General features: G+C 72.5%; 21 protein-coding genes. 8 read left to right on the forward strand and 13 right to left on the reverse strand.

The genetic code is table 11. The annotated features are described in order from the left end of the window. Positions 1-4: 4 nt before the first annotated feature. The 3 genes from ABH940_RS05200 to ABH940_RS05210 form a co-directional block, all read right to left on the reverse strand. Positions 5-526, reverse strand: coding sequence for a DUF1003 domain-containing protein (locus ABH940_RS05200; RefSeq protein WP_370061132.1), 522 nt, complete (start codon positions 524-526; stop codon positions 5-7). After that, on the reverse strand, positions 510-1,901 hold the full coding sequence (locus tag ABH940_RS05205; RefSeq protein WP_370061130.1) for a magnesium transporter MgtE N-terminal domain-containing protein: 1,392 nt from the start codon (positions 1,899-1,901) through the stop codon (positions 510-512). Before ABH940_RS05205 ends, ABH940_RS05200 begins: the two co-directional genes overlap by 17 nt. Before the next feature lie 158 nt (positions 1,902-2,059). After that, positions 2,060-2,587 (reverse strand): hypothetical protein, encoded by a 528-nt coding sequence (locus ABH940_RS05210; RefSeq protein ID WP_370061128.1) that lies wholly within the window; start codon positions 2,585-2,587, stop codon positions 2,060-2,062. A 132-nt stretch (positions 2,588-2,719) separates the two neighbouring features. Between ABH940_RS05210 and ABH940_RS05215 the strand changes: the two genes are divergently transcribed. Both ABH940_RS05215 and ABH940_RS05220 read left to right on the forward strand, forming a co-directional pair. Beyond that, entirely contained in the window at positions 2,720-3,670 is a 951-nt protein-coding gene (locus tag ABH940_RS05215) for a DMT family transporter (protein ID WP_370104460.1), read from the forward strand. Between the two features lie 64 nt (positions 3,671-3,734). Next, positions 3,735-4,349, forward strand: coding sequence for a suppressor of fused domain protein (locus ABH940_RS05220; protein ID WP_370061124.1), 615 nt, complete (start codon positions 3,735-3,737; stop codon positions 4,347-4,349). A 56-nt stretch (positions 4,350-4,405) separates the two neighbouring features. On the opposite strand, the gene ABH940_RS05225 is transcribed toward ABH940_RS05220, so the two are convergent. From ABH940_RS05225 to ABH940_RS05250, 6 genes are all read right to left on the reverse strand, one after another. Then, positions 4,406-4,882, reverse strand: a complete 477-nt coding sequence (locus tag ABH940_RS05225) for a hypothetical protein (RefSeq protein ID WP_370061122.1) — start codon at positions 4,880-4,882, stop codon at positions 4,406-4,408. Between the two features lie 108 nt (positions 4,883-4,990). Beyond that, positions 4,991-5,848, reverse strand: coding sequence for a PHP domain-containing protein (locus tag ABH940_RS05230; protein ID WP_370061120.1), 858 nt, complete (start codon positions 5,846-5,848; stop codon positions 4,991-4,993). Between the two features lie 96 nt (positions 5,849-5,944). Next, on the reverse strand, positions 5,945-6,583 hold the full coding sequence (locus ABH940_RS05235; protein ID WP_370061118.1) for a DUF6758 family protein: 639 nt from the start codon (positions 6,581-6,583) through the stop codon (positions 5,945-5,947). Between the two features lie 84 nt (positions 6,584-6,667). Then, positions 6,668-6,856 (reverse strand): hypothetical protein, encoded by a 189-nt coding sequence (locus ABH940_RS05240; RefSeq protein WP_370061116.1) that lies wholly within the window; start codon positions 6,854-6,856, stop codon positions 6,668-6,670. A gap of 187 nt (positions 6,857-7,043) precedes the next feature. Next, on the reverse strand, positions 7,044-7,928 hold the full coding sequence (locus tag ABH940_RS05245) for an alpha/beta fold hydrolase (RefSeq protein ID WP_370061114.1): 885 nt from the start codon (positions 7,926-7,928) through the stop codon (positions 7,044-7,046). A gap of 256 nt (positions 7,929-8,184) precedes the next feature. Next, positions 8,185-11,145 (reverse strand): DEAD/DEAH box helicase, encoded by a 2,961-nt coding sequence (locus tag ABH940_RS05250; protein ID WP_370104461.1) that lies wholly within the window; start codon positions 11,143-11,145, stop codon positions 8,185-8,187. A gap of 522 nt (positions 11,146-11,667) precedes the next feature. Here ABH940_RS05250 and ABH940_RS05255 point away from each other — a divergent pair. Then, positions 11,668-12,438: a ferritin-like fold-containing protein gene (locus ABH940_RS05255; protein WP_370104463.1), complete on the forward strand. Its 771-nt coding sequence runs from the start codon at positions 11,668-11,670 to the stop codon at positions 12,436-12,438. A 175-nt stretch (positions 12,439-12,613) separates the two neighbouring features. Here the strand turns inward: ABH940_RS05255 and ABH940_RS05260 are convergent, their stop codons facing one another. The 4 genes from ABH940_RS05260 to ABH940_RS05275 form a co-directional block, all read right to left on the reverse strand. Then, a complete protein-coding gene (locus tag ABH940_RS05260; protein WP_370104465.1) occupies positions 12,614-12,886 on the reverse strand; it encodes a hypothetical protein in 273 nt (90 codons plus the stop codon). A gap of 161 nt (positions 12,887-13,047) precedes the next feature. Then, positions 13,048-13,275, reverse strand: a complete 228-nt coding sequence (locus ABH940_RS05265; protein WP_370061106.1) for a DUF3107 domain-containing protein — start codon at positions 13,273-13,275, stop codon at positions 13,048-13,050. Positions 13,276-13,427: 152 nt separating this feature from the next. Continuing rightward, positions 13,428-14,069: a TetR/AcrR family transcriptional regulator gene (locus ABH940_RS05270; protein ID WP_370061104.1), complete on the reverse strand. Its 642-nt coding sequence runs from the start codon at positions 14,067-14,069 to the stop codon at positions 13,428-13,430. Between the two features lie 154 nt (positions 14,070-14,223). Then, complete coding sequence (locus ABH940_RS05275) at positions 14,224-14,436, reverse strand: hypothetical protein (RefSeq protein ID WP_370061101.1); 213 nt, start codon at positions 14,434-14,436, stop codon at positions 14,224-14,226. Between the two features lie 59 nt (positions 14,437-14,495). Between ABH940_RS05275 and ABH940_RS05280 the strand changes: the two genes are divergently transcribed. The 5 genes from ABH940_RS05280 to moeZ all read left to right on the forward strand — a co-directional run bounded on the left by ABH940_RS05280 (position 14,496) and on the right by moeZ (position 20,996). Beyond that, positions 14,496-15,482 (forward strand): alpha/beta fold hydrolase, encoded by a 987-nt coding sequence (locus ABH940_RS05280; RefSeq protein WP_370104467.1) that lies wholly within the window; start codon positions 14,496-14,498, stop codon positions 15,480-15,482. Positions 15,483-15,780: 298 nt separating this feature from the next. Next, positions 15,781-17,280, forward strand: a complete 1,500-nt coding sequence (locus ABH940_RS05285) for a glycosyltransferase (protein ID WP_370104469.1) — start codon at positions 15,781-15,783, stop codon at positions 17,278-17,280. Positions 17,281-17,561: 281 nt separating this feature from the next. Next, positions 17,562-18,635, forward strand: a complete 1,074-nt coding sequence (locus tag ABH940_RS05290; RefSeq protein ID WP_370104471.1) for a hypothetical protein — start codon at positions 17,562-17,564, stop codon at positions 18,633-18,635. Positions 18,636-18,784: 149 nt separating this feature from the next. Then, positions 18,785-19,696 (forward strand): NAD-dependent epimerase/dehydratase family protein, encoded by a 912-nt coding sequence (locus ABH940_RS05295; RefSeq protein ID WP_370061095.1) that lies wholly within the window; start codon positions 18,785-18,787, stop codon positions 19,694-19,696. A 121-nt stretch (positions 19,697-19,817) separates the two neighbouring features. Beyond that, positions 19,818-20,996: an adenylyltransferase/sulfurtransferase MoeZ gene (moeZ, locus tag ABH940_RS05300; RefSeq protein WP_370061093.1), complete on the forward strand. Its 1,179-nt coding sequence runs from the start codon at positions 19,818-19,820 to the stop codon at positions 20,994-20,996. Positions 20,997-21,121: the final 125 nt, after the last annotated feature.

The raw sequence follows: 21,121 nt of genomic DNA on the forward strand, positions 1-21,121 counted from the left end.
AGGTTCAGACGAGTTCCTCGTCGCGCTCCTCGTACGGGCGGCGGCCGTTGTCCAGCTCCTTGAGCAGCTGCTGCAGCTCCGAGCGGAGGAAGTCGCGGGTGGCGACCTCGCCGAGGCCCTGGCGCAGTGCGGCGACCTCGCGGGTGAGGTACTCGGTGTCGGCGACGGTGCGGTTGGACCGGTCGCGGTCCTGTTCCATGTTGACCCGGTCGCGGTCGTCCTGCCGGTTCTGCGCGAGCAGGATCAGCGGGGCCGCGTAGGAGGCCTGGAGCGAGAGGACCAGGGTCAGGAAGATGAAGGGGTACTCGTCGAACCGCACCGACGGCGGGGCGAAGACGTTCCAGGCGACCCAGATCAGGATGAGCACGGTCATCCAGACCAGGAACCGTCCGGTGCCCATGAACCGGGCGAACCGCTCCGACAACCGGCCGAAGGCGTCGGGGTCGGGCTGAGGCAGTGTCACCAGGGCGCGACGACGCCGCGGTTGGTCCAGCCGTGGACGCTTGCTCTCAACGGACGCGGCCATGAGCGCCCACCACCCTCTCCTGGTCGTCCTGTTCGTCCTGGTCTGCCGCGTCGTCCTGCTCTGCCGCGTCGTCCTGGACTGCCGTGTCGTTCCGGCGGTTCCAGTCGTCGCCCGCGTGCAGCACGCCCTCGCGCCAGTCGTCGGGCAGCAGGTGGTCGAGGACGTCGTCGACGGTCACCGAGCCGAGCAGGTTGCCCAGTTCGTCGACCACCGGCACACAGACCATGTTGTAGGTGGCCAGCCAGCTGGTGATCCGCGGCAGCTCGGTGTCCGGCGCGAGCGGGTCCAGGTCGTGGTCGACCAGCCCGCCGAGCAGCGTGTACGGGGGCTCGCGCAGCAGCCGCTGGAAGTGGACCAGCCCCAGGTACTTGCCGGTCGGCGTGTCCAGCGGCGGGCGGCACACGTAGACGACGGAGGCCTGCGCGGGCTTGAGGTCCTCGTTGCGGACCTTCGCCAACGCCTCGGCGACGGTGGCGTTCGGGGGCAGCACGACGGGTTCGGTGGTCATCAGACCACCGGCGGTGTGCTCCTCGTAGCTGAGCAGGCGGCGCAGCGGGGCGGCCTCTTCGGGCTCCATCAGCTGGAGCAGGTTCTCGGCCTCGTCACCGGGGAGTTCGGAGAGCAGGTCGGCGGCGTCGTCCGGGTCCATCGCCTCCAGGACGTCGGCGGCGCGCTCCTGGTGCAGGCCCGCGAGGATGGCCACCTGGTCGTCCTCGGGCAGCTCCTCCATGACGTCGGCGAGGCGCTCGTCGTCCAGCGCGGCGGCGACCTCACCACGACGCTTGGGGGAGAGGTGGTGCAGCACGCTGGCCAGGTCGGCAGCGCGCAGCTGGTCGAAGGTGGCGAGCAGGTTGGCCGCGCCCTGGTCCTCCTCGCGGAGCGCGAAACCGGTGACCGCCGACCACTCGACCGTCAGCGCCTCGCCCCGCCGCCGCAGCCGCCCGGCCTTGCCCTTCTCGACGAAGACCTTGTCGATCTCCCACTCGCGCCCGCGCACCCGGACCATGCCGACGTCCAGCACGGTGACCGTCTCACCGGCCTCGCCGTAGGGGGTGCCGGGATTGAGCGCGACGCGGCGGTCGAGCAGTTCGGCGAGGCAGAGCGTCTCGGTCGGGCGCTGCTCGAAGCGGCGCAGGTTGATCACGCCGGTCATCAGCACCTGGCCGGACTCGACGCTGGTGACGCGGTTCGTCGCCAGGAAGACGCGCCGCTTGCCCACGACCTCGACCACGAAGCCGAGCACCCGTGGCGGTTGGCTGCGCAGGCGCAGCGACACAACCACGTCGCGCACCCGGCCGACCTGGTCGCCGTTCGGGTCGAACACCGCCACGCCCGACAGGTGCGAGACGAACACGCGAGAGGTGCTCCCGCTCACCCACTGACCTCCCGACTTCTCCCGACTTGCTCCCGCGCCCGACGGACACGACCACCGAGGCCACGGTCTTAGCGGATCCCATACGCAGGCTCAGGCGTTCAGGCTACCTGGCGAGCTGTGGCGTGGACCGAGGGTTCAGCTCAGCCCCGGCTGCGGAGCTACTTCCGACGGAAGAGCAGTCGCGGCAGCGCCTTGGGGATCGGCCGCCGCGTCGTCGCGCTCGTCGGCACGGGGGCGGCGGTGTGCGCGGAGTCGGGCATCGCGCCCGGCCGCTCGACGCTGAACCCCTGCGGGACCAGCCGCAGCACACGGCTCTCCGTGGCCCAGCGGTCGGTGACACCGTCGTGGTCGAGGGCGTTCAGGCGCTTGGACTTCAGCTCCTCGACGGCGGCCTCCCACGCGTCGCCGCGCGGGCTCATCGTCTCGACCCGCGCGGTGAAGGCCACCAGGCGACCCCACTTGTCCTTGCTGCGCAGCGTCACGACCACCTCGGCGCCGTCCTGCAGCTGGGGCGGGAGCGGCTGCTCGCCGCCGTCGCCGACCACGACGACGGCGCCGTCCACCCACGCGTGCCACAGCGCGCGGTCGCGGCCGTCGCCCTGGCGCACCCAGAGCAGGCCGGACTTCTTGGCGGCCTCCTCCACCAGGGCGCGGTCCAGCAGCGAGGCACTCGGCTCAGCAGTCATGGACACAGGGTATGGCGTTCCGGCGAGGTCCCAGAGGGTGGACGGTCATGGCTCCGGAACGGGTCATTCCCGTACCATCACTACGCCCCTTACCCTGCTCGGGTCCTCAGGGGCACACCTTGAGGAGAGCACGTGACGAGCACCGCCGAGACCGCGCCCGCGTCGGGGACGGCCTCCGCAACGGTTTCCGCGACGCCGGACCTCGCCGCCGTGCCGAGGATCGACTTCCTGCTGCTCGCCCTCGCGGTCAGCGGCGTCGCCTTCTCCGCGCCGCTGATCAGCGCCATCGCCGCGCCCGCCGTGGCGATCGCGTTCTGGCGCAACTGCATCGCCACCGGCGTCCTCGCCCCGATCGCCCTGCTCCGCCATCGCGCCGAACTCCGGGCGATGACGCGGCGTTCGGTGCTGCTCTCGCTCGCGGCGGGCGCGTTCCTCGCGCTGCACTTCGCGCTCTGGCTGCCGAGTCTCCGGCTGACCGACGTCGCGACGTCCACCGCGCTCTGCACCGCCACGCCGCTGTGGACCACGCTCTACCTGCGGCTGCGTGGCCACCGGCCGCCGCGGATCGTCTGGGTCGGGATCAGCCTCGCCTTCGCGGGCGTCGTGCTGCTGACCGGCTTCGACCTGACGCTGAGCTCCCGCGCCGTGCTCGGCGACGTCCTCGCGCTGGGCGCGGGCATGGCGGCCTCCGCCTACTTCCTGCTCGGCAGCGAGGTCCGACGCACCGTCAGCACCACGGCGTACACCTTTGTCTGCTACGCCACGACGGCCGTGCTGCTGCTGGTGGCCTGCCTGCTCTCCGGGCAGTCGCTGACCGGCTACAGCGCCACGGCGTGGTGGCAGATCGTGCTGCTGACCGGGTGCGCGCAGTTCCTCGGGCACTCGCTGAGCAACCGGGTGGTGCGGACCCTCGGCCCGTCCTTCGTCTCGACCGCGATCCTGCTGGAGACCCCTGGCGCCACCCTGATCGCCGCGGTCTGGCTGGGCCAACTGCCGCCCGTCGCGGTCTATCCGGCGGTGGCGATGATCCTGGCGGGCCTGCTCCTGATCGTCCGCGCCGGACGCAGGGCGGGAGCCTCCTGATCCCGACGGGCTGCGGGGCCGACGGGCCGCAGGGCGCGCCGGACACGGCATTAGGCTCTGATCCATGTCACTGCCGCACGCCTTCGGAACCGACCAGCCGGACGCCGTCCTCGCCGCCGTCGAAGCCCGCCTGATCAGCACCTTCGGCGAGCCGGACGGCCGCGCCTCGGTCACCTTCCTGGGCACCGAGCGGATCGAGGTGCTGCGCTTCCCGCAGGCCGAGGGCCTCTACCGCTACGCCACGCTCGGCATGTCCACCGCGCCGATGGCCGATCCGACCAGTGCCGTCGCCGACCCCGTCAGCGGTCCGCGCGCGGAGCTGGTGGTCACCGTGCGCGGAGGCCGCGACGAACTGCTCCGCCCGCTGGCCACGTTGGCGGCATCGCCGCAGGTGGAGGGATTGGTGGTAGCCCCCGGCGCGTCGCTCGACCTGGGTGATCCGCTGTGGCCGGGCGCGCCGTTCACCGGCTTCCTGGTGGCCGAGCCCGGCGGCCTGGTCGAGGACCTGGACCTGCCCGAGCCGGCCGACCCGGTCCGCTTCCTGCCGCTGCTCCCGATGACGCCGAACGAGGCCGCGTACAAGCGCGTGCACGGCGCCGCCGAGCTCCAGGAACGCTGGCTCCGGCACGGTACGGACCTCCGGGACCCCGCCCGCACGTCCGTACCGCTCACCGACTGACCGCTCACCGACTGACCGGCGCCGACTGGCCGGCGCCGAGGGGCTTGGGCCTGTCCCTAGTACTGGGCCTGGTTCGGCATCTGCGCCGGCTGGCCCTGACCCGGGATCTGGGCCTGCGGCAGCACCGCCAGCAGCTGGTCCATCTCGGACCGCCAGTAACGGTGGATGTTGAGCCGGGTCGGCTTGCTGCCCGGGTTGAGCTGGACGTACATCGAGCTCCATACCGACGCCCGCTTTATGTTGCTCACCGGGAACGCCTCGCGCGGGAACGCCATGACGACCTCGCCCGGCCGGTTGGTCCACCGGCTGGCCGAGTTGACCACGATCGAGGTGTTGGTCAGCGTCAGGAAGTAGAACTTCCGCGTGAACGCGACGATCAGGCCGAGAAGCGGGATCTCGTCGAAGACGGCGTTGAGCCACGGGCTCGGCCCGGTTTCCACGTGCACACAGGCGATGAAGGTCTCACCGGCCGGAGCCACCTGCGACAGCTTCTCTATGACCTGCTGCTTCTGCTTTGCGCGACGGATTGCCACGAACTGTCCACCCCAGAAAGAACGCGAGCGCGTCTCGTGGCGCTCGCAGAGAAGCCCAGAGGCTAGCAGTCCGCCTGCGGCTCCGGGGAGCCGCCTGCATGCCCGACTTCAGCGGTCCTTGCCCGAGACCGGCGCCGCGCCCGTCGCCTGGGCGACCAGGGCCTCGTAGACGGTCGGATCGGTCGTGTCCGCACCGAGCCTGACGGTCTTTCGGGAGCCGTGGTAGTCCGACGAACCGGTGACCAGCAGCCCCAGCTCCGCCGCCAGCCCGCGCAGATGCATGCGGGTCTCGTCGTCGTGGTCCATGTGGTCGACCTCGAGCCCGGCGAGCCCGGCGGCGGCCAACTTGGCGATGGTCGCGTCCGACACCGTCCGCCCGCGCTTGGACGCACCCGGGTGCGCGAACACCGGCACCCCGCCGGCCGCGCGGACCAGGCGGATCGCCTCGACCGGATCGGTCTCCCGCTTCGGCACGTCGGCCCGGCCGCCGTTCGCCAGCCAGTCGGCGGTGAACGCCTGGTCCACGCTGTCCACCACGCCCGCCTCGACCAGCGCGGAGGCGATGTGCGGCCGTCCGACCGCGCCGTGACCGGCGATCCGGCGCACCTGCTCCCACGTGATGGGTGCGCCGAGCTCCGCGCACCGCTCGATGACCGCCTGCGCGCGCCGCACCCGGTCCGTGCGGACCAGCTCGCGTTCGTGCGCGAACTCGGGCTCCTCCGGGTCGAAGAGGTACGCCAGCATGTGCATCGAGATCCCCTCGACCCGGCAGGACAGCTCCGCCCCGGGCACCAGCGTCAGCGCGGTGCCGCGCACGGCGTCGAACGCCTCCGCGTAACCGCCGGTGGTGTCGTGATCGGTCAGCGCGACCACGTCGAGCCCGGCGAGGACGGCGTTCCGCACCAGCTCGGCGGGGGAGTCGGTCCCGTCGGAGGCGTTGCTGTGTGCGTGCAGATCGATGCGCACGGGCGGGAACTCCTGGCACGAGGGGGACGGTCTTCAACGCCAGGGTACGGGAGCACGTTTGCTACCTGGGAAGCTGCGCCCCCAGGCGCGTTGCACCTACTTCAGGAGCCGGGGCGACAGCGCCCCGCAGGGCAACAGGTCCAGCTCCGCGCCCGCGTCCCGGAGGTCCGTCAGGACCAGCTCGTCGTACATCAGCAGGCCCGACCGCTCCGGCCAGATCACGGCCCAGAGCCAGAGCCCGCGTGCCTCGCCCACGAAGACCGCGCGGTCGTCCGGCGCGTCCGGGACGTGCCAGAGCGGGGTCGGCCGACCGGCCGCGTGCACCTTGGCGTGTGGTGCGCGATGGACGGCGATCGCCTCGCCCGGGTCCGGGCCGGAGAGCCCCGCGTAGCGCGCGCCCAAGCCCACGCCGAGCTCCTCGGCGATCAGCAGCAGCTCGCCCGGCCCGCCGAGCGGGCCCGGGCCTGAGCAGGCGACAGCGGTTGCCCGCGTGCCGGAGACGTCGTTGCCCGCGTGGGCGATCCCGGTGAACAGCCAGCCGACAGGCAGCGGCCAGGGCAGCCAGACGGGAACCTCGGCTCGCGCCACCGCCGCGCCCAGTGCCTCGACGCTGGGAGGCACGATGGGCTGCAAGGGATAGACGGTGCCGTGGGCGTCGCACTGCCAGGTGTCCGTGAACAACCCCGGGGCGCGGACTCGGCCCCCGCACCTAGGGCAACTGGGCTCGCCCCTCATAGACGACCACGGTCCTCCCTCGGACCCGCCTCGTCAAGGACGATCACCCGCCCGAGGGACGGCGCATTGAAGCCCGCGCGGGCCTCACGCGCCGGGCAGCGCCGCCGACGTCGTGGCCGGGGTCTCCAGCGGGCGTACGTGCGGGCGGATGTAGAGGCGTGCGCCGCTGGCGGCGGCGCGGTCGATGATGTCGCGGACCGCGCTCGCCTCGGCGATCACGGAATTCTGGGCGCGGCCGTCGGTCTCGTTCAGGCGGAGGATTTCGAAGTGCACGGGCGTCTCCCTTCCTCTTCGGACAACCAGACTCGGTCCGGCCTGCTTCGTCGCGGTCACCGGGCCGTTAAAGGTCGGTGACGAAGCTCCCCGCACGCCGCGCGAGTCTGTCCGTCCAGAAGGAACGAAGGGAGGGGCGCGCCTATTCCCCTGTTCCCACGTGAAGTGCGGTATCCCTGACGAAACGTCAGCTGACGTTCGACCAGAACGCCGACAGCGACACCGCCGTGCCCTCCGGGCGTTCCGCGTTCGGCGAGTGCCCCGCGCCGGGAACGACGATGTGCTCGGCGGAGAGCCGCAGCGCCATCTGCGCCTGGAGCTCCACCGGCCACGCGTAGTCGCGCTCGCCCGACAGGACGAGTTTGGGCAGTGCGACCTTGGCGAGTCCGTCCACGCGGTCCGGTTCGGCGATCAACTGCCGGGCCATCGCCGTCATCGAGGAAGGGACGTTGGACACCCAACGCCGGTGCAGGAACTCCGCGACCTCCGGAGCGATCAGCTCGGGCGTCGCTCCGGAGGCCTCCTCCATGTCCTTCATCGCACGCCAGATCTCCTCCAGCGACATCGTCGGCAGTGCTGCGAGCAGCAGCTTCGCCCGCTCGGTCTCCGCGTCCTCCAGTGCGGCCGGTCCGGTGCTGAGCAGCGTCAACGATGCCCAGGGAAGGGGGGATCCGGTCGCCCGCAGGACCGCGTCGCGGACGACGTACCCCGCGAAGGAGTGGCCGAGCAGGTGCAGCGGGCGTTCCGGAGCCGCGCTCTTCAGCTCGGCGGTCACCCCCAGCAGGTCCAGGCCGAGCTCCTCCAGCGCGTACGCGTCGACGTCGTCCGGTCCGCCCGTCTCGTACTGGCCGCGCTGGTCGACGGCGAGGACCTCCACGCCCTCCTGGGCGAGCGGTTCGAGCAGCGCGATGAAGTCCTCCTTGCTGCCGGTGAATCCGGGAACCAGCAGCGCGGTCGCAGCAGGGGGACGTCCCTGCGGCACCGCATGGAGCGCGGCGAACGAGCCACGGGCCGTCTCCAGGCGGACGGCGCGGGCGCAGCCGGGCAGGGTCAGGAACGGCGGGGTGCTCATCGGTCGGGTCCTCCTGGCGGTGCGGGTGCGGTTGCTGCCCTCACTCCGAGCCTAACCAGCACGGCTGACGACGACGTGGCGCACGGGGCGCGTCCCGGCAGCGCCAAGGAGCAAGCGGGAGCAAGCGGGAGCAAGAAGGAGCAAACAGGATCGGGTGCCGCGCACGCAGAAAAGCGCGGCGGCGCGCCGCAAGCCCTGGGGCCTGCGACGCGCCGCCGCGCCTGATGTGTTCGCCGGGTCGGCTACTGACGCGGTGTCACGCGCGCGCCTTGCGACCCGTGGCCGCCGCCTCGGCGGCCGCGGTGGCAGCGGCGGCCTCGGCGAGGCGGACGCTGCGACGCTTGCGCTTGGGCGGCTCCGCCTCGTCCACCGAGCCCGCTGCGGCCTTGGCCGGCGCGGACGCGCGCTGCGACGGGACGTCCCCGGTGCTCGCAGGCTCGGTGACGACCTGACGGGCCTTCGCGGACGCGTCCGTCACCGCGGAGGTCGCCCGGCGACGCTTGCGCGGCGCGGGTACGGACGTGGTCTCCGGCCCGGGCTCCGGCTCGGCGACGGGCTGCGGCGCGTCCTGCCCAGCGGCCTTGGCCGCCGCGTCCGTCACCGCGGAGGTCGCCCGGCGACGCTTGCGCGGCGTGACGGCCGACGCGGTGGCGACGGGCTGTGCGACCTCGGGCTGCGTGACCCGGGGCTCGGCCGCCGCGACCGGGGCCTCGACGGCCACGGCCACGGTCTCCGCCACCGGAGCGGCAGCGGCCTTCTTGGCCCGGGACCGGCGGCGCGGCGCGGGGGCCTCTTCCGCCTCCGCAGCCTCGACGACCACGGTCTCCGCGACCGGGGCCGCTGCGACCGGGGCGGCAGTGGCCTTGGCAGCGCGGGCACGGCGACGCGGGGCCGGAGCCTCCTCGACCTGCGGGGTCTCGATCTGCTCCGTCTCGGCAACCGGAGCGGTCGCCTGCTTCGCCCGAGCACGGCGCGGCGCGGGAGCCTCGACGGCCTCCCCCGCCACGGGCGCGCTGACCTCGACGGCCTCGGCAACCTCAGTCGCAGAGACCTTCGTGGCGCGGGTGCGGCGGCGCGGGGCCGGAGCCTCCGCCTCGGGCTGCGGCGTCTCGACCGGAGCAGCTTCGACCGGAGCCTCGACCACAGCGGTGTCCGCCACCGGGGCGGCGACCTTCTTGGCCCGGGTGCGGCGGCTCGGCGCGGGGGCGTCCGCTGCCTCCGCAGCCGTCGGCGCCTCGACCACAGCGGCAGCGGCCTTCTTCGCACGGGTGCGACGCGGTGCGGGGGCCTCGACGGCCTCCTCCACCACGGGCGCAGCGACCTCGACGGCCTCAGCCACGGCCTCGGCGACCGGCGTGGCGGTGGCCTTGGCAGCGCGGGTGCGGCGACGCGGGGTCGGAGCCTCGGCGGGCTCCTCGGTCGCGACCGGCTGCTCGGCAACCTCCACCTCGGGGGTCGCAGCGGCCTTCTTTGCGCGGGTGCGACGCGGTGCGGGGGCCTCGACGGCCTCCTCCATCACGGGCGCAGCGACCTCGACGGCCTCAGTCACGGCCTCGGCGACCGGAGTGGCGGTGGCCTTCGCTGCGCGGGTGCGGCGACGCGGGGCCGGCGCCTCGGTGGCCTCCGCAGCCACCGTCGGTGCCTCGGCCTGGGCCTCGACCTCGACGGCCTCGACGACCGGTGCCTCGGGCGTCGCGGTGGCCGCGGCCTGGACCGCGTCCGCCGGGCCGTCCGCGCTGTTGCGGGTGCGGCGACGACGACGCTTGGGCGCGCTGTCCACGGCCTCGCCGCCCTCGACGGCGGCTGCGGGCTCGACGGTCGTGGCCTGCGCCTGCGTCTCGACCTCGGCGCCGGAGGTCGCACCACCACGGGTGCGACGACGGCTCCGCTCGCGGCGACCGGCCGGACGGTCCTCGTCCCGGTCCTTCTCGCGATCCCGGTCCTTCTCGCGATCCCGGTCCTTCTCGCGGTCACGGTCACGACCGCGTCCGCCCGCGTCGCGGGCGGGACGGCGACGGCCGCCGCCCGGCTCGCCGAGGTCCTCGATCTCCTCCGCGTCCAGACCGGCGCGGGTGCGCTCGGCGCGCGGCAGGATGCCCTTGGTCCCGGCGGGGATGTGCAACTGCTCGTAGAAGTGCGCGGAGGACGAGTAGGTCTCCTCCGGGTCGTTGAACGACAGCTCGAGCGCCTTGTTGATCAGCTGCCAGCGCGGGATGTCGTCCCAGTCGACCAGCGTGACCGCGGTGCCCGACGCGCCCGCGCGGCCGGTGCGGCCGATGCGGTGCAGGTAGGTCTTCTCGTCCTCGGGGCACTGGTAGTTCACCACGTGGGTGACGCCCTCGACGTCGATGCCACGCGCGGCCACGTCGGTGCAGACCAGCACGTCGACCTTGCCGTTGCGGAACGCGCGCAGCGCCTGCTCGCGCGCGCCCTGGCCCAGGTCACCGTGGACCGCGCCGGCCGCGAAGCCGCGCTTGGTCAGCTGCTCGGCGACGTCGGCGGTGGTGCGCTTGGTCCGGCAGAAGACCATCGCCAGGTTGCGGCCCTCGGCCTGCAGGAGGCGGGCGACCATCTCGACCTTGTCGAGCGAGTGGGCGCGGTAGATGTGCTGCGAGGTGTTCGCGACCGTCGCGCCCTGGTCGTCCGGCGCGGTGGCGCGGATGTGCGTCGGGCGGTTCATGTAGCGGCGGGCCAGGCTGATGACCGCGCCCGGCATGGTCGCCGAGAACAGCATGGTCTGGCGCTGCGTCGGCAGCATGTCGATGATCTTCTCGACGTCGGGCAGGAAGCCCAGGTCGAGCATCTCGTCGGCCTCGTCCAGCACCAGGGTGCGGACGGCCGAGAGGTTCAGCTTGCGCTGACGGGCCAGGTCGAGCAGACGGCCCGGCGTGCCGACGATCACGTCGATGCCGCGCTCCAGCGCCTCGATCTGGGTCTCGTAGCCGCGTCCGCCGTAGATGGACAGCACGCGCACGTTGCGCACCTTGCCGGCGACCAGCAGGTCGTTGGTGACCTGGGTGCAGAGCTCGCGGGTCGGGACGACGACGAGCGCCTGCGGCGCGGTCGGGACCTCGGCGGCGGTGATGCGGCCGGCGTCCACGTCGGCGGCGACGCGGACGGAGTCGATGATGGGAAGCCCGAAGCCCAGGGTCTTGCCGGTGCCGGTCTTGGCCTGGCCGATGACGTCGTGGCCGGTCATGGCCACGGGCAGGGTCATCTCCTGGATCGGGAAGGGAGTGATGATACCGACGGCCTCGAGGGCCTCTGCGGTCTCGGAAAGGATTCCGAGTTCACGGAACGTAGTCAGGGCTGTGCCTCTTCCGGAAGTGGTGCGGCCGATCGCGGGGGCGGCCGGGCACCCGTCCTGGACGGGGGCGCTGACCACTACCGGCTACCTCATGGCTTTTCCACGCGCTGCGGCGTCGCTGCATCCCCTGGGGAGAGCGGACGCGACGGAGCACAGTGGAAGGCGTTGATGGAGGCCCGGCGCGGGACCGCGACTGCGCGGTCTGCGGCGGCCCTCGCTCGGCCACTGCGGGGTCGGTCGGAGCCGATCGTGCGACCGACCGGGCATCCGCGTACGTGAGGCCGGCGCGCATCCAGATGATGCATTACGCCGAACTTCACTACCACCATACCGTCAAGGCGAAGATCGAACATGTGACGCGGACGACATCGGACGTGTTCCTGCCCGCTTCCGTGCATTCCGAGGTCGTCCACGGCCACTAAGGTGCGGCGTATGGAGACGCCTGAAGCCCCCAAGGACCAGTCCACCGACACCTCCACCGGCAGCGCCGACGCCCAGGCCGAGACGTACCCGTCGATCGGCGACTGGGCGAGTTGCTCGGCCGACCCGGAGTACCGCGCGGCCGTGGTCGACCTGCTCGGTGCGTTGGCCTACGGCGAGCTGAGCGCGTTCGAGCGCCTTGCGGAGGACGCGAAGCTGGCCCCCGGCCTGGAGGACAAGGCCGCGCTGGCGGGTATGGCCGCCGCGGAGTTCGGGCACTACCGCCGCCTGCGCGACCGGCTCGCCGAGATCGGCGAGGACCCGACGGCGGCGATGACGCCGTTCGCCGAGCCGCTGGACTCCTTCCACCGGATGACCGCTCCGGCGGACTGGGCGGAGGGCCTGGTCAAGGCGTACGTCGGCGACTCGATCGCGGCGGACTTCTACCGCGAGGTGGCGGTCCGCCTGGACGACGACACCCGCGAGTTGGTCCTCGGCGTGATGGCCGACACGGGCCATGCGGAGTTCGCGGTGGAGAAGGTCCGCGAGGCGATCGCAGCGGAGCCGCGGATCGGTGGCCGGCTGGCCCTGTGGGGCCGCCGCCTGATGGGCGAGGCGCTCAGCCAGGCCCAGCGGGTCGTCGCGGAGCGGGACGCGCTCAGCAACCTGCTGATCGGCGGGGTCGAGGTCCGCGGGTTCGACCTCGTGGAGGTCGGCAAGATGTTCAACCGCATCACCGAGGCCCACACCCGCCGCATGGCTGCGCTGGGCCTGGCGTCGTAGTTCTGCGGCATGGGGCTTTCGCTCCCGCAGGTGGTTGCCCGACCCAGGGGCGCGAGGAACTGCGTGACAAGCCACTCTGAGAGGTAGAGCCCCGAACGTTCGGGGCCATTCGCTCGTCAGTGGTTCCCACGCAGCGCTTCGCGCCCCTGCGTCGTGCAACGTCCCTCGGTGGGGATCAGGCGTGGCGCGGGTGGTGGGTTGAGCGCTTGTCGGGGCGGGCGAGGACGGAGACGAGGAGGCCGGAGCCGATCGCCGCGCAGGCGACCGTCTCGACGGGGTGGCCCGCCCCGAACGCGGTGTGGGCGATCCCGCCCAACAGCAGGGCCGAGCACAGTCCGGTCAGGATTGTCACGATCTTCGGCGCCGGGAAGAGATCCGCGAGCAGTACCGCCGCGCCCACGCCGATCGCCAGGCCGACCAGAGTGAAGGCGATCAACTCGACGACCATCCCGGGCCTCCTCCGCGCTGCCTGTCCGAACCCTGTGCTGCTGCAGAAGCCCTACCCAGAACCCGTCCGCGCCATACCCCCAACCTGCCCGGACACGCAGAACGCCCCGGTTTCCTCCCTGAGGAGGAGACCGGGGCGTCTCACGTCATCCCGACGGCGGGTCAGAGCGTGCCGAAGCCGACCTTCCGCGGCGCCTGCTCGCCGATCTCGACGTACGCCAGGCGCTCGGCCGGGACCAGGACCTTGCGGCCGTGCTCGTCGGACAGCTTCAGCAGCTTCTCGGTGCCACTCAGCGCCGCGGCGACCGCGCTCTCGACCTCGTCGGCAGACTGCGCGCTCTCGAGAACGATCTCCCGAGCCGCGTTCTGCACGCCGATCTTGACCTCCACGGCTTCGTCCCTCCGGCCCCATCAACAGGCGTTCGTCGTTCACACGCGGTCGGCCAACCCGGCCGCGTGCCGTACCGGGCCAACGATACGGCTTGCGCGATCATTCCGAGGGCGCTCGCCCCCAGCTCACGACCTGCGCTGCGGCGCGACCCTCAGTGCGCGCCGTCGCCCCCGTGCATCGGGAAGCCCTTGAGGCCGCGCCAGGAGAGGCTGGAGACCAGGCGGACCGCCTCGTCCTGCGGGATGGTGCTGCCCTGGGCGAGCCAGAAGCGGGCGGTGATCTGGCAGAGGCCGCAGACGCCGACGGCGAGCAGCATGGCCTCCTCCTCGGGGAGGTCGGTGTCCTCCGCGATCACCTTGCTGACCAGCGTCGCGGTGTCGCGCGTGACGCGCTCGACGCGCTCGCGCACGGCCTCCTCGTTCGTCAGGTCGGACTCGAAGACCAACCGGAACGCGCCCGACTCCGAGGCGACATAGGCGAAGTACGCCTCGGTCGTGGCCAGGACTCGGTTCTTGTTGACGGTGGTCGACTCCAGCGCGTCGCGGATCGCGTCGACCAGCGCGTCGCAGTGCTTGTCGAGCAGCGCCAGGTAGAGCTCCAGCTTTCCGGGGAAGTGCTGGTAGAGCACGGGCTTGCTGACGCCGGCGCGCTCCGCGATGTCGTCCATCGCCGCCGCGTGGTACCCCTGGGCGACGAAGACCTCCTGGGCGGCGCCCAGCAGCTGGTTGCGGCGGGCACTGCGCGGCAGGCGAGTGCCGCGGGGGCGCTCAGCCGTGTCCTGGATGGCCGTCACGGTGCTCCTCACTGGGCGATACGTGGCTCCGGGGCGGACCCGGGCCGTGCTGGAACTCTTTGATCGCCATCCTACTTGTGGGTAATCCCCAGCGCCGCAGGTCGCGACCAGAAAGTACGGTCTCCGGCTTGTGAGGATTCCACAAGAGGTGGGGTCACCGGAACTCGTCGGGGTATTCGTCGTCCCCGATCGGTACACCGACCTTCTGCTCGACGGAGTCGGCCTCGGGCGACTCGAGGGCGAGATCGTCTTCCTCGAAGCTCGTGCTCTGCTCTGTCTCGTTCTCTTCCACGGGCGTGAGCCCCTCCGAATCGTCCGATTCGATCACGGCGAGGGAGTCGAGCGCGGCCTCGTTGAGTTCGGACATGCTGCCTCCCCGGCGTGGGTCTCGATGCTGTAACGGCGCTGCCTCCTAGCATCGTCCTCATGAGTGGACTGCGCGAGACGTTCGAGGCCGAGACCGCCGCCGGCAGCGACGGGTTGTACGAGCTGCGGGTCGCCGGGAGTCCGCTCTTCGCCGAGGCGCAGCCGCCGCGCCGCGCGGACCTGCCTCCCGCGCTCTTCGTGCACGGCCTGGGCGGCTCCACCCGCAACTGGGAACTGCTGATGGCCGGGCTGGCCGACACGGTCGACGGGCAGGCGGTCGACCTGCCCGGCTTCGGCCAGTCCCCGCCGCCGGACGACGCCGACCTCTCTCTCGGCGCGCACGTGCGCGCGGTGGGCGACTTCATCGAGCTCACCGGGCGCGGCCCGGTGCACCTGTTCGGCAACTCCCTCGGCGGCGCGGTGGCGACCCGCCTGGCCGCGCTCCGGCCCGACCTGGTCCGGACGCTGACGCTGATCTCGCCCGCCCTGCCGGAGCTGCCGCCGCAGCGGACCGCCCTGCCCACCACCCTGCTGGCGATGCCCGGAGCCGCGGGTCTGATCCGCCGGGCCTCGCGCGGTCGGGCGGTCGAGCACCAGACCCGGGCGCTGCTGGAGCTCTGCTACGGCGACCCGGGACGGATCCCGCCGGAGCGCCGGGCGCTGATGGTCGCGGAGTACCGGCGCCGTGCGCAGCTTCCGTACGCGCTGGACGTGCTCTCGCGCAGCGCCCGCGGCATCGTCCGCGCGTACACCGAGCGCGGCGAGCAGGCGCTGTGGCGGCAGGCGGAGCGGGTGACCGCGCCGACGCTGCTGGTCTACGGGCTGCGGGACAAGCTGGTCGGCTACCGGATGGCGCGGCGTGCCTCGCTTGCCTTCGGCGACTCCCGGCTGCTGGTGCTGCCGCAGGCCGGTCACGTCGCGATGATGGAGTACCCGGAGCTGGTCGCCGACCGCTTCGTGGAGTTCCTGACCGAGATCAATACGAAGATCAATACGAAGATCGGCACGGGGATCGACGGGCAGCCGCAGAGCGCGCGTGGTGAGTGAGCCCGTGCGGACCGGCGGCTGAGACCCGTTGCTGGAGGGGGTTCGGCGGCAGTTCGGGACGGAGTGTGGTCGCGCTTCACTCCTTCGGGTGGTAGCGCCCGGGAAGGCCGACGCTCTGTCAGCGGCGGGACGTAGTTTCTTGGCGTTGGCCGAACACGCGTCCCCCGAGCAGGGGTTCTGCGCGGCGGCCGCACGCGTGGTGGGGGAGTCTGCGGTCGGGCTGGTCGACCGGGTGAGGCCTCTCCGTCTGCTCTCTCCCGCACGCTGACGTCGTCCATCCTTTCGGGCCGGAGGTCCCATGCGCATCGCACTGGTCACAGAGAGTGCCGCCACGGATGCATGGGGCGAGCGCCTGGTCGGCTCCCTGGCGGAGCACGAGTTCCTCCGGCTCTCGACCGCCGACGCAGTCCGCGTAGGGGAGAGGAGGCGAGCCACGCCTCCCTGGGGTGGCCGGAGAGGGCGGGCCCTCGCCGCGTACGGCGAGTTGGTCCGCACGCTGGTCGACACCAACCCCGCTCGCGCGGCAGCCGGGTTCGGGCCCGCGCTGTACGCCCTCGCGGAGGCCGGGCGCGGGGGCGGGCTCGCCGCCCTGCTGCGGTCCGGCGCTGCCGTCCGATCGCTGGAGCACGCGTGGCTGGGGTCAGGCGCGGTGATAGCGGCCGGGGCCGGTGACGCCGGTGTCCCACTGCTCCACGACGTCCTGGTCGCCGCCGATCTGCTCGAACGGGCGCTGCGTCCGCTCTCCCTGCCCTGGTACCAGGGGCGGGCCGGGAGGGCCGCGCTGGCCGGAGCTGACGTCTGCCATGTCGTGGGCGGGTCGGCCGCCGCACTCCCCGCCCTGGTGGCGAAGCGTCAGCTCGGGTTGCCCTTCCTGCTGACCGAGCACAGTCTGCATCTGCGCGAGCGTTACCGCGGATACCGCGCCTCGCGCTACCGCCACCCGGTGCGGGCGCTGATGCTCGCCTTTCATCGCCTTCTCGCGGGCGAGGGCTACGCCCAGGCCGGGGTGATCACCCCGGGCAGCGCCTTCGACCAGCGCTGGCAGGAGCACTGCGGGGCCCAGCGGGAGCGGATCCGAGTCGTCTACGAGGCCACGCCGTTGGCCGATCGGCCGCCCGTCGGCGCCGAGCCGGAGCGTCCCACCCTCGCCTGGCTCGGAGCGATGGAGCCGTGCGGTGGGCTGGAGCCGATGCTCCGCGCCTTCGCGCTGGTGCGCGAGGAGCAGCCGGAGGCCGAGCTCCGGGTGTACGGCCGGACAGCACCGTCCGGTGCCGCCGCCTACCAGGGGCACTGCCGCGAGCTGGCCCACGACCTGTTCGGCGACGCCGTCACCGAGGCGGTCTCCTTCGACGGCTTCGACAGCACGTCCCAGCGCCTGCGTACGGTCCACGAGGACGCCACCGTCCTGGTCTTCGCGGGCACCGAGGGCGTCCGTCCACACCTGCTCGCCGAGTCGCAGCTCAGTGGCCGTCCAGTGGTCGCCACCGACGTCGGCGCGGCACGCGAGCTGCTCGGTCCGACGGGGCTGCTGGTCCCGCCCGGCGATCCCATTGCGCTCGCTGCCGCCTGCTCCGCGCTGCTCGGCGACGAGGAGCGTCGCGTCCGGCTGGGAAACGCCGGTCGGCAACGCGCCCAGGAGCTCTACGCCGTCGAGCCGGCCATAGACGCGTTCCGCACGCTCTACCTGGAGCTGGCCGCGGAGGTCCCGCAGAGCGCGCCCGAACCGGTCGCCCAGCCGTTCAGCCGCCCCGCCGAGTACTGGGTCGGCGCCATCCCGAAGGGGGTGCCCGCACAGTGACACGTCGTCATGCCGCCCACGGAGGCGGCCAGAGCCCGGGCGGGCGCGGGCGCGGCGCCCAGGGACGCGGGGCACAGGAGCGCGGCGCCAACGGCGCGTCACGCGGTGCCCAGGGTGGTCACGCGTCCCGGCGCGCTGCGCAGGGCGGCGCGCGAGGTGACGCAGGGGGCGGGCCGGCGGCTGTGGCCCCCGGCGGCTCCGCAGCCCGTCCGGGGCCTGCGCGTCACGCCGCATTGCAGCGACCGTCTCCGCGTCCGGCCGCGCCGCCGCGTCCGCGCGGGGTGGCCGACCCGGTGCACGCGCTGATGGAGCGTCACCGATCTTTCTACGCCGACGCGGTGGACCCGCTCGACATCGCCGTGGAGCTGGAACGCGACGGCGTGGGGCCCAGCACGGCCGGGCGCTACCGCCACTCCGACGTCTTCTCGCTCGCCGAGGAGCTGTACGCCCGGGTGCCGCGCCATGCGCTGGCACCCGAGCAGGACGAGGCCCCGACGCAGCGCCGACTGCTTCCCGCAGCCGCAGCCGGATTGCTGTTCCTGCTGCCCGCGCTGCTGCTCCGGGTTGTCGCCGGGCTGGGCCTGCCACTGCCGCTGGTCGTGCCGATCGTTGTCTACACGGCAGCGGTTGCCTTCGTGCCCGCGTTCGGCGGCGCTGCCCGCCGGGGTTCCTGGGCGACGCGCGGCGCCCTCGCGCTGGGTGTCGGAGCGCTGCTCGCCCTGGCCCAACCGGTCGGCGCGGCCCAGATCGCGCTGGCTCTCGGCGTTGGTGTGGCGGAGGGGTGCGCCCGCTGGTTCCGCCATATCGGCGGCAGTCACCTCCAGGCCCGCTCGACGCGCGAGTTCCGGTCGCGGATGCGGCCGGTGCTGCCGATCACGGTCCTGTGCTTCCTCGGCCTGCTCGCCGGTCTCACCGCCACCGCCTCGGTGCTGGAGTCCGTTTACGTCGGGCACGGCGGGCACGGGCAGGCGGCGCAGCTGGCGCAGACCGGGGCGTGGGGGCTCACCTCCGCGTCGTGGCTGGCCCAGGGGCTGGCCGGGGTGGCGCTGCTGTTCGCGTTCCTCCTCCGACGCTGTGGCCGGAGCCCCTCCGGCTTCGGTGTGCTGGCCCTGGCCTGTGTCGGGGCTGCGACCGCCCGGGCGATATCGGGGCACGCGGGCCTCGTCGCCTGGGCCTGCGGGCTCGCCATCGCGGTGGTGGCTTCCTGCGCCTGGACCACCCTGCTCAGCCCCGTCTCCCACCGCCCTGTCTCCCACCGCGCGCCCGACGGTCCCGTCGGCACCGTCCGACCCGAGCACCGGACCGCGCGTCCGGACGGGTGGCGACCCCAGCGCCGGGCAGGGCATCGGGCCTGAGCGCACCTGTCACGGACCGGTGGGGCCGAGCAGGGCGGCGTGAGCCGTCCCTGTGCCCGCGCCGACCCTCCGCTTCGGACCCGCCCCTGCTTCGGGCGTGCCCGATCCCAACCACCGAGCATCAACCTGCACAACGGAAGGACCACCTGATGAGGGTGCTGCTGCTGGGCGCCGACGGCTTCATCGGCCGCCGCGTCGCCGACCGACTCTTCGCCGACCCGGAGCTCCAGGTCACCGTCCTCGGCCGGCGTGACTCCGCGGACATCCGCTTCGACCTGGCTGCCGGGAGCCCCGGCGCGCTGGCCCGGTTCCTCGACGCGGTGATGCCGCGCGTGGTGGTCAACTGCGCCGGAGCCACCTACGGCTCCCCGCGCGATCTGGTCCGGGCCAACACCCAGGCGGTCGCCACCGTCTGCGAGGCGATCCGGCGGAGCCACGATCCGGCGCGGCTCGTCCACGTCGGCTCGGCGGCCGAGTACGGCCCGGTCCCGATCGGCACGGCGACGGCGGAGACCGCCGAGCCCCGGCCGGTCGGCCCCTACGGCGTCACCAAGCTCGCGGGCACGGAGCTCGCACTCTCCTCCGGCCTGGACGCCGTGGTCCTGCGGATCTTCGACGTGGTCGGCCCGGGCGTCCCAGCGGGCTCCCTCTTCGGTCGCCTGTCCGAGGGCCTGCGCCGGGCGCTGGAACGCGGCGAGCCGCACATCCGTACCGCGGACCTGTCCGCATTCCGAGATTTCGTCGACGTCAGGGACGTGGCGCGGGCGGTCCAGTCGGCCGCGGTCTCGGCGGCGACGGGCGTGATCAACATCGGCGGCGGCTCGGGCGTACGGATGCGCGACGCGGCTGCGCTGCTGGTCCGGGCCTCGGGCTTCGAGGGGCGCCTGATGGAGGAGAGCCGCGGCCCGATCCCGGGCGCGGACGCGGCGGACCGCCCGCTCGAAGTCCTGTGGCGCCAGGCCGACATCCGTACCGCCCGGGAGCGTCTGGGCTGGCGTCCGCGGGTCCCCCTGGAGGAGTCGCTGGCCGACATCTGGATGGAGACCGCCTGTCGGGTCTGACGGCGGGGCGTGATCCGTCTCACGCGGTGTCTCGCACGCTGGACCAGAGGCTCTGGAATACGCCCGCGCGTGGCACTGTTGGGCGAGAGACCACACCGTCTGACCACCACCGGAGTCCCCCGTGTCGCTGCCACCCCTGGTTGAGCCCGCTGCTGAGCTCAGCGTGGACGAGGTCCGCAGGTACTCCCGCCACCTGATCATCCCGGATGTCGGGATGGACGGGCAGAAGCGGTTGAAGAACAGCAAGGTGCTCTGTGTGGGCGCCGGCGGTCTGGGCTCGCCCACCCTGATGTACCTGGCCGCCGCCGGTGTCGGCACGCTGGGCATCGTGGAGTTCGACACCGTCGACGAGTCGAACCTGCAGCGCCAGATCATCCACGGCCAGTCCGACGTGGGCCGCTCCAAGGCCGAGTCCGCCCGGGACTCGGTCAAGGAGATCAACCCCTACGTGGACGTGATCCTCCACGAGGAGCGCCTGGACGTCGACAACGTCAAGGAGATCTTCGCCCAGTACGACCTGATCGTGGACGGCACGGACAACTTCGCGACTCGTTACCTGGTCAACGACGCGGCCGTGCTGCTGGGCAAGCCCTACGTGTGGGGCTCGATCTACCGCTTCGACGGTCAGGCGTCGGTGTTCTGGGCCGAGCACGGCCCGTGCTACCGCTGCCTGTACCCGGAGGCCCCGCCGCCCGGCATGGTCCCCTCCTGCGCCGAGGGCGGCGTGCTGGGCGTGCTGTGCGCCTCGATCGGTTCGATCCAGGTCAACGAGGCCATCAAGCTCCTCGCGGGCATCGGTGAGCCGCTGGTCGGCCGCCTGATGATCTACGACGCCCTGGAGATGCAGTACCGCACGGTCAAGGTCCGCAAGGACCCGAACTGCGCGCTCTGCGGCGAGAACCCGACGGTCACCGACCTGATCGACTACGAGGCGTTCTGCGGTGTCGTCTCGGAGGAGGCGCAGGCGGCGGCGGTGGGCAACACGATCACCCCGAAGCAGCTGAAGGAGTGGCAGGACACCGACGAGGACATCTTCCTCGTCGACGTGCGTGAGCCGGCCGAGTACGAGATCGTCAGCATCCCGGGCGCGACGCTGATCCCGAAGAACGAGTTCCTGATGGGGAACGCGCTGGAGAAGATGCCGCAGGACAAGAAGATCGTCCTGCACTGCAAGACCGGCGTCCGCTCGGCCGAGGTCCTCGCCGTCCTGCACTCCGCGGGCTTTGCCGACGCGGTCCACGTCGGTGGCGGCGTCATCGGCTGGGTCAACCAGATCGAGCCCGAGAAGCCGACCTACTAAGCCTGAACCTCTCAGGGGCGCGGGGAACTGCGCGAGCAACCACCGACATGCGGATGGCCCTGCTCGTTCGGCGAGTCACCACACAGGATGGCTTGTCGCGCAGTTCCCCGCGCCCCTGGACGTTT

It is taken from the genome of Streptacidiphilus sp. BW17, assembly GCF_041262485.1.
In the GTDB taxonomy this organism is placed as follows: Bacteria; Actinomycetota; Actinomycetes; order Streptomycetales; family Streptomycetaceae; genus Streptacidiphilus.

Coding starts and splice junctions, on each gene's coding strand:
- ABH940_RS05295 (WP_370061095.1), top strand. CDS start 18,785: ATGAGGGTGCTGCTGCTGGGCGCCGACGGCTTCATCGGCCGCCGCGTC.
- ABH940_RS05250 (WP_370104461.1), bottom strand. CDS start 11,145: ATGACCCTGCCCGTGGCCATGACCGGCCACGACGTCATCGGCCAGGCC.
- ABH940_RS05220 (WP_370061124.1), top strand. CDS start 3,735: ATGTCACTGCCGCACGCCTTCGGAACCGACCAGCCGGACGCCGTCCTC.
- ABH940_RS05210 (WP_370061128.1), bottom strand. CDS start 2,587: ATGACTGCTGAGCCGAGTGCCTCGCTGCTGGACCGCGCCCTGGTGGAG.
- ABH940_RS05200 (WP_370061132.1), bottom strand. CDS start 526: ATGGCCGCGTCCGTTGAGAGCAAGCGTCCACGGCTGGACCAACCGCGG.
- ABH940_RS05255 (WP_370104463.1), top strand. CDS start 11,668: ATGGAGACGCCTGAAGCCCCCAAGGACCAGTCCACCGACACCTCCACC.
- ABH940_RS05245 (WP_370061114.1), bottom strand. CDS start 7,928: ATGAGCACCCCGCCGTTCCTGACCCTGCCCGGCTGCGCCCGCGCCGTC.
- ABH940_RS05275 (WP_370061101.1), bottom strand. CDS start 14,436: ATGTCCGAACTCAACGAGGCCGCGCTCGACTCCCTCGCCGTGATCGAA.
- ABH940_RS05235 (WP_370061118.1), bottom strand. CDS start 6,583: ATGAGGGGCGAGCCCAGTTGCCCTAGGTGCGGGGGCCGAGTCCGCGCC.
- ABH940_RS05260 (WP_370104465.1), bottom strand. CDS start 12,886: ATGGTCGTCGAGTTGATCGCCTTCACTCTGGTCGGCCTGGCGATCGGC.
- ABH940_RS05280 (WP_370104467.1), top strand. CDS start 14,496: ATGAGTGGACTGCGCGAGACGTTCGAGGCCGAGACCGCCGCCGGCAGC.
- ABH940_RS05285 (WP_370104469.1), top strand. CDS start 15,781: ATGCGCATCGCACTGGTCACAGAGAGTGCCGCCACGGATGCATGGGGC.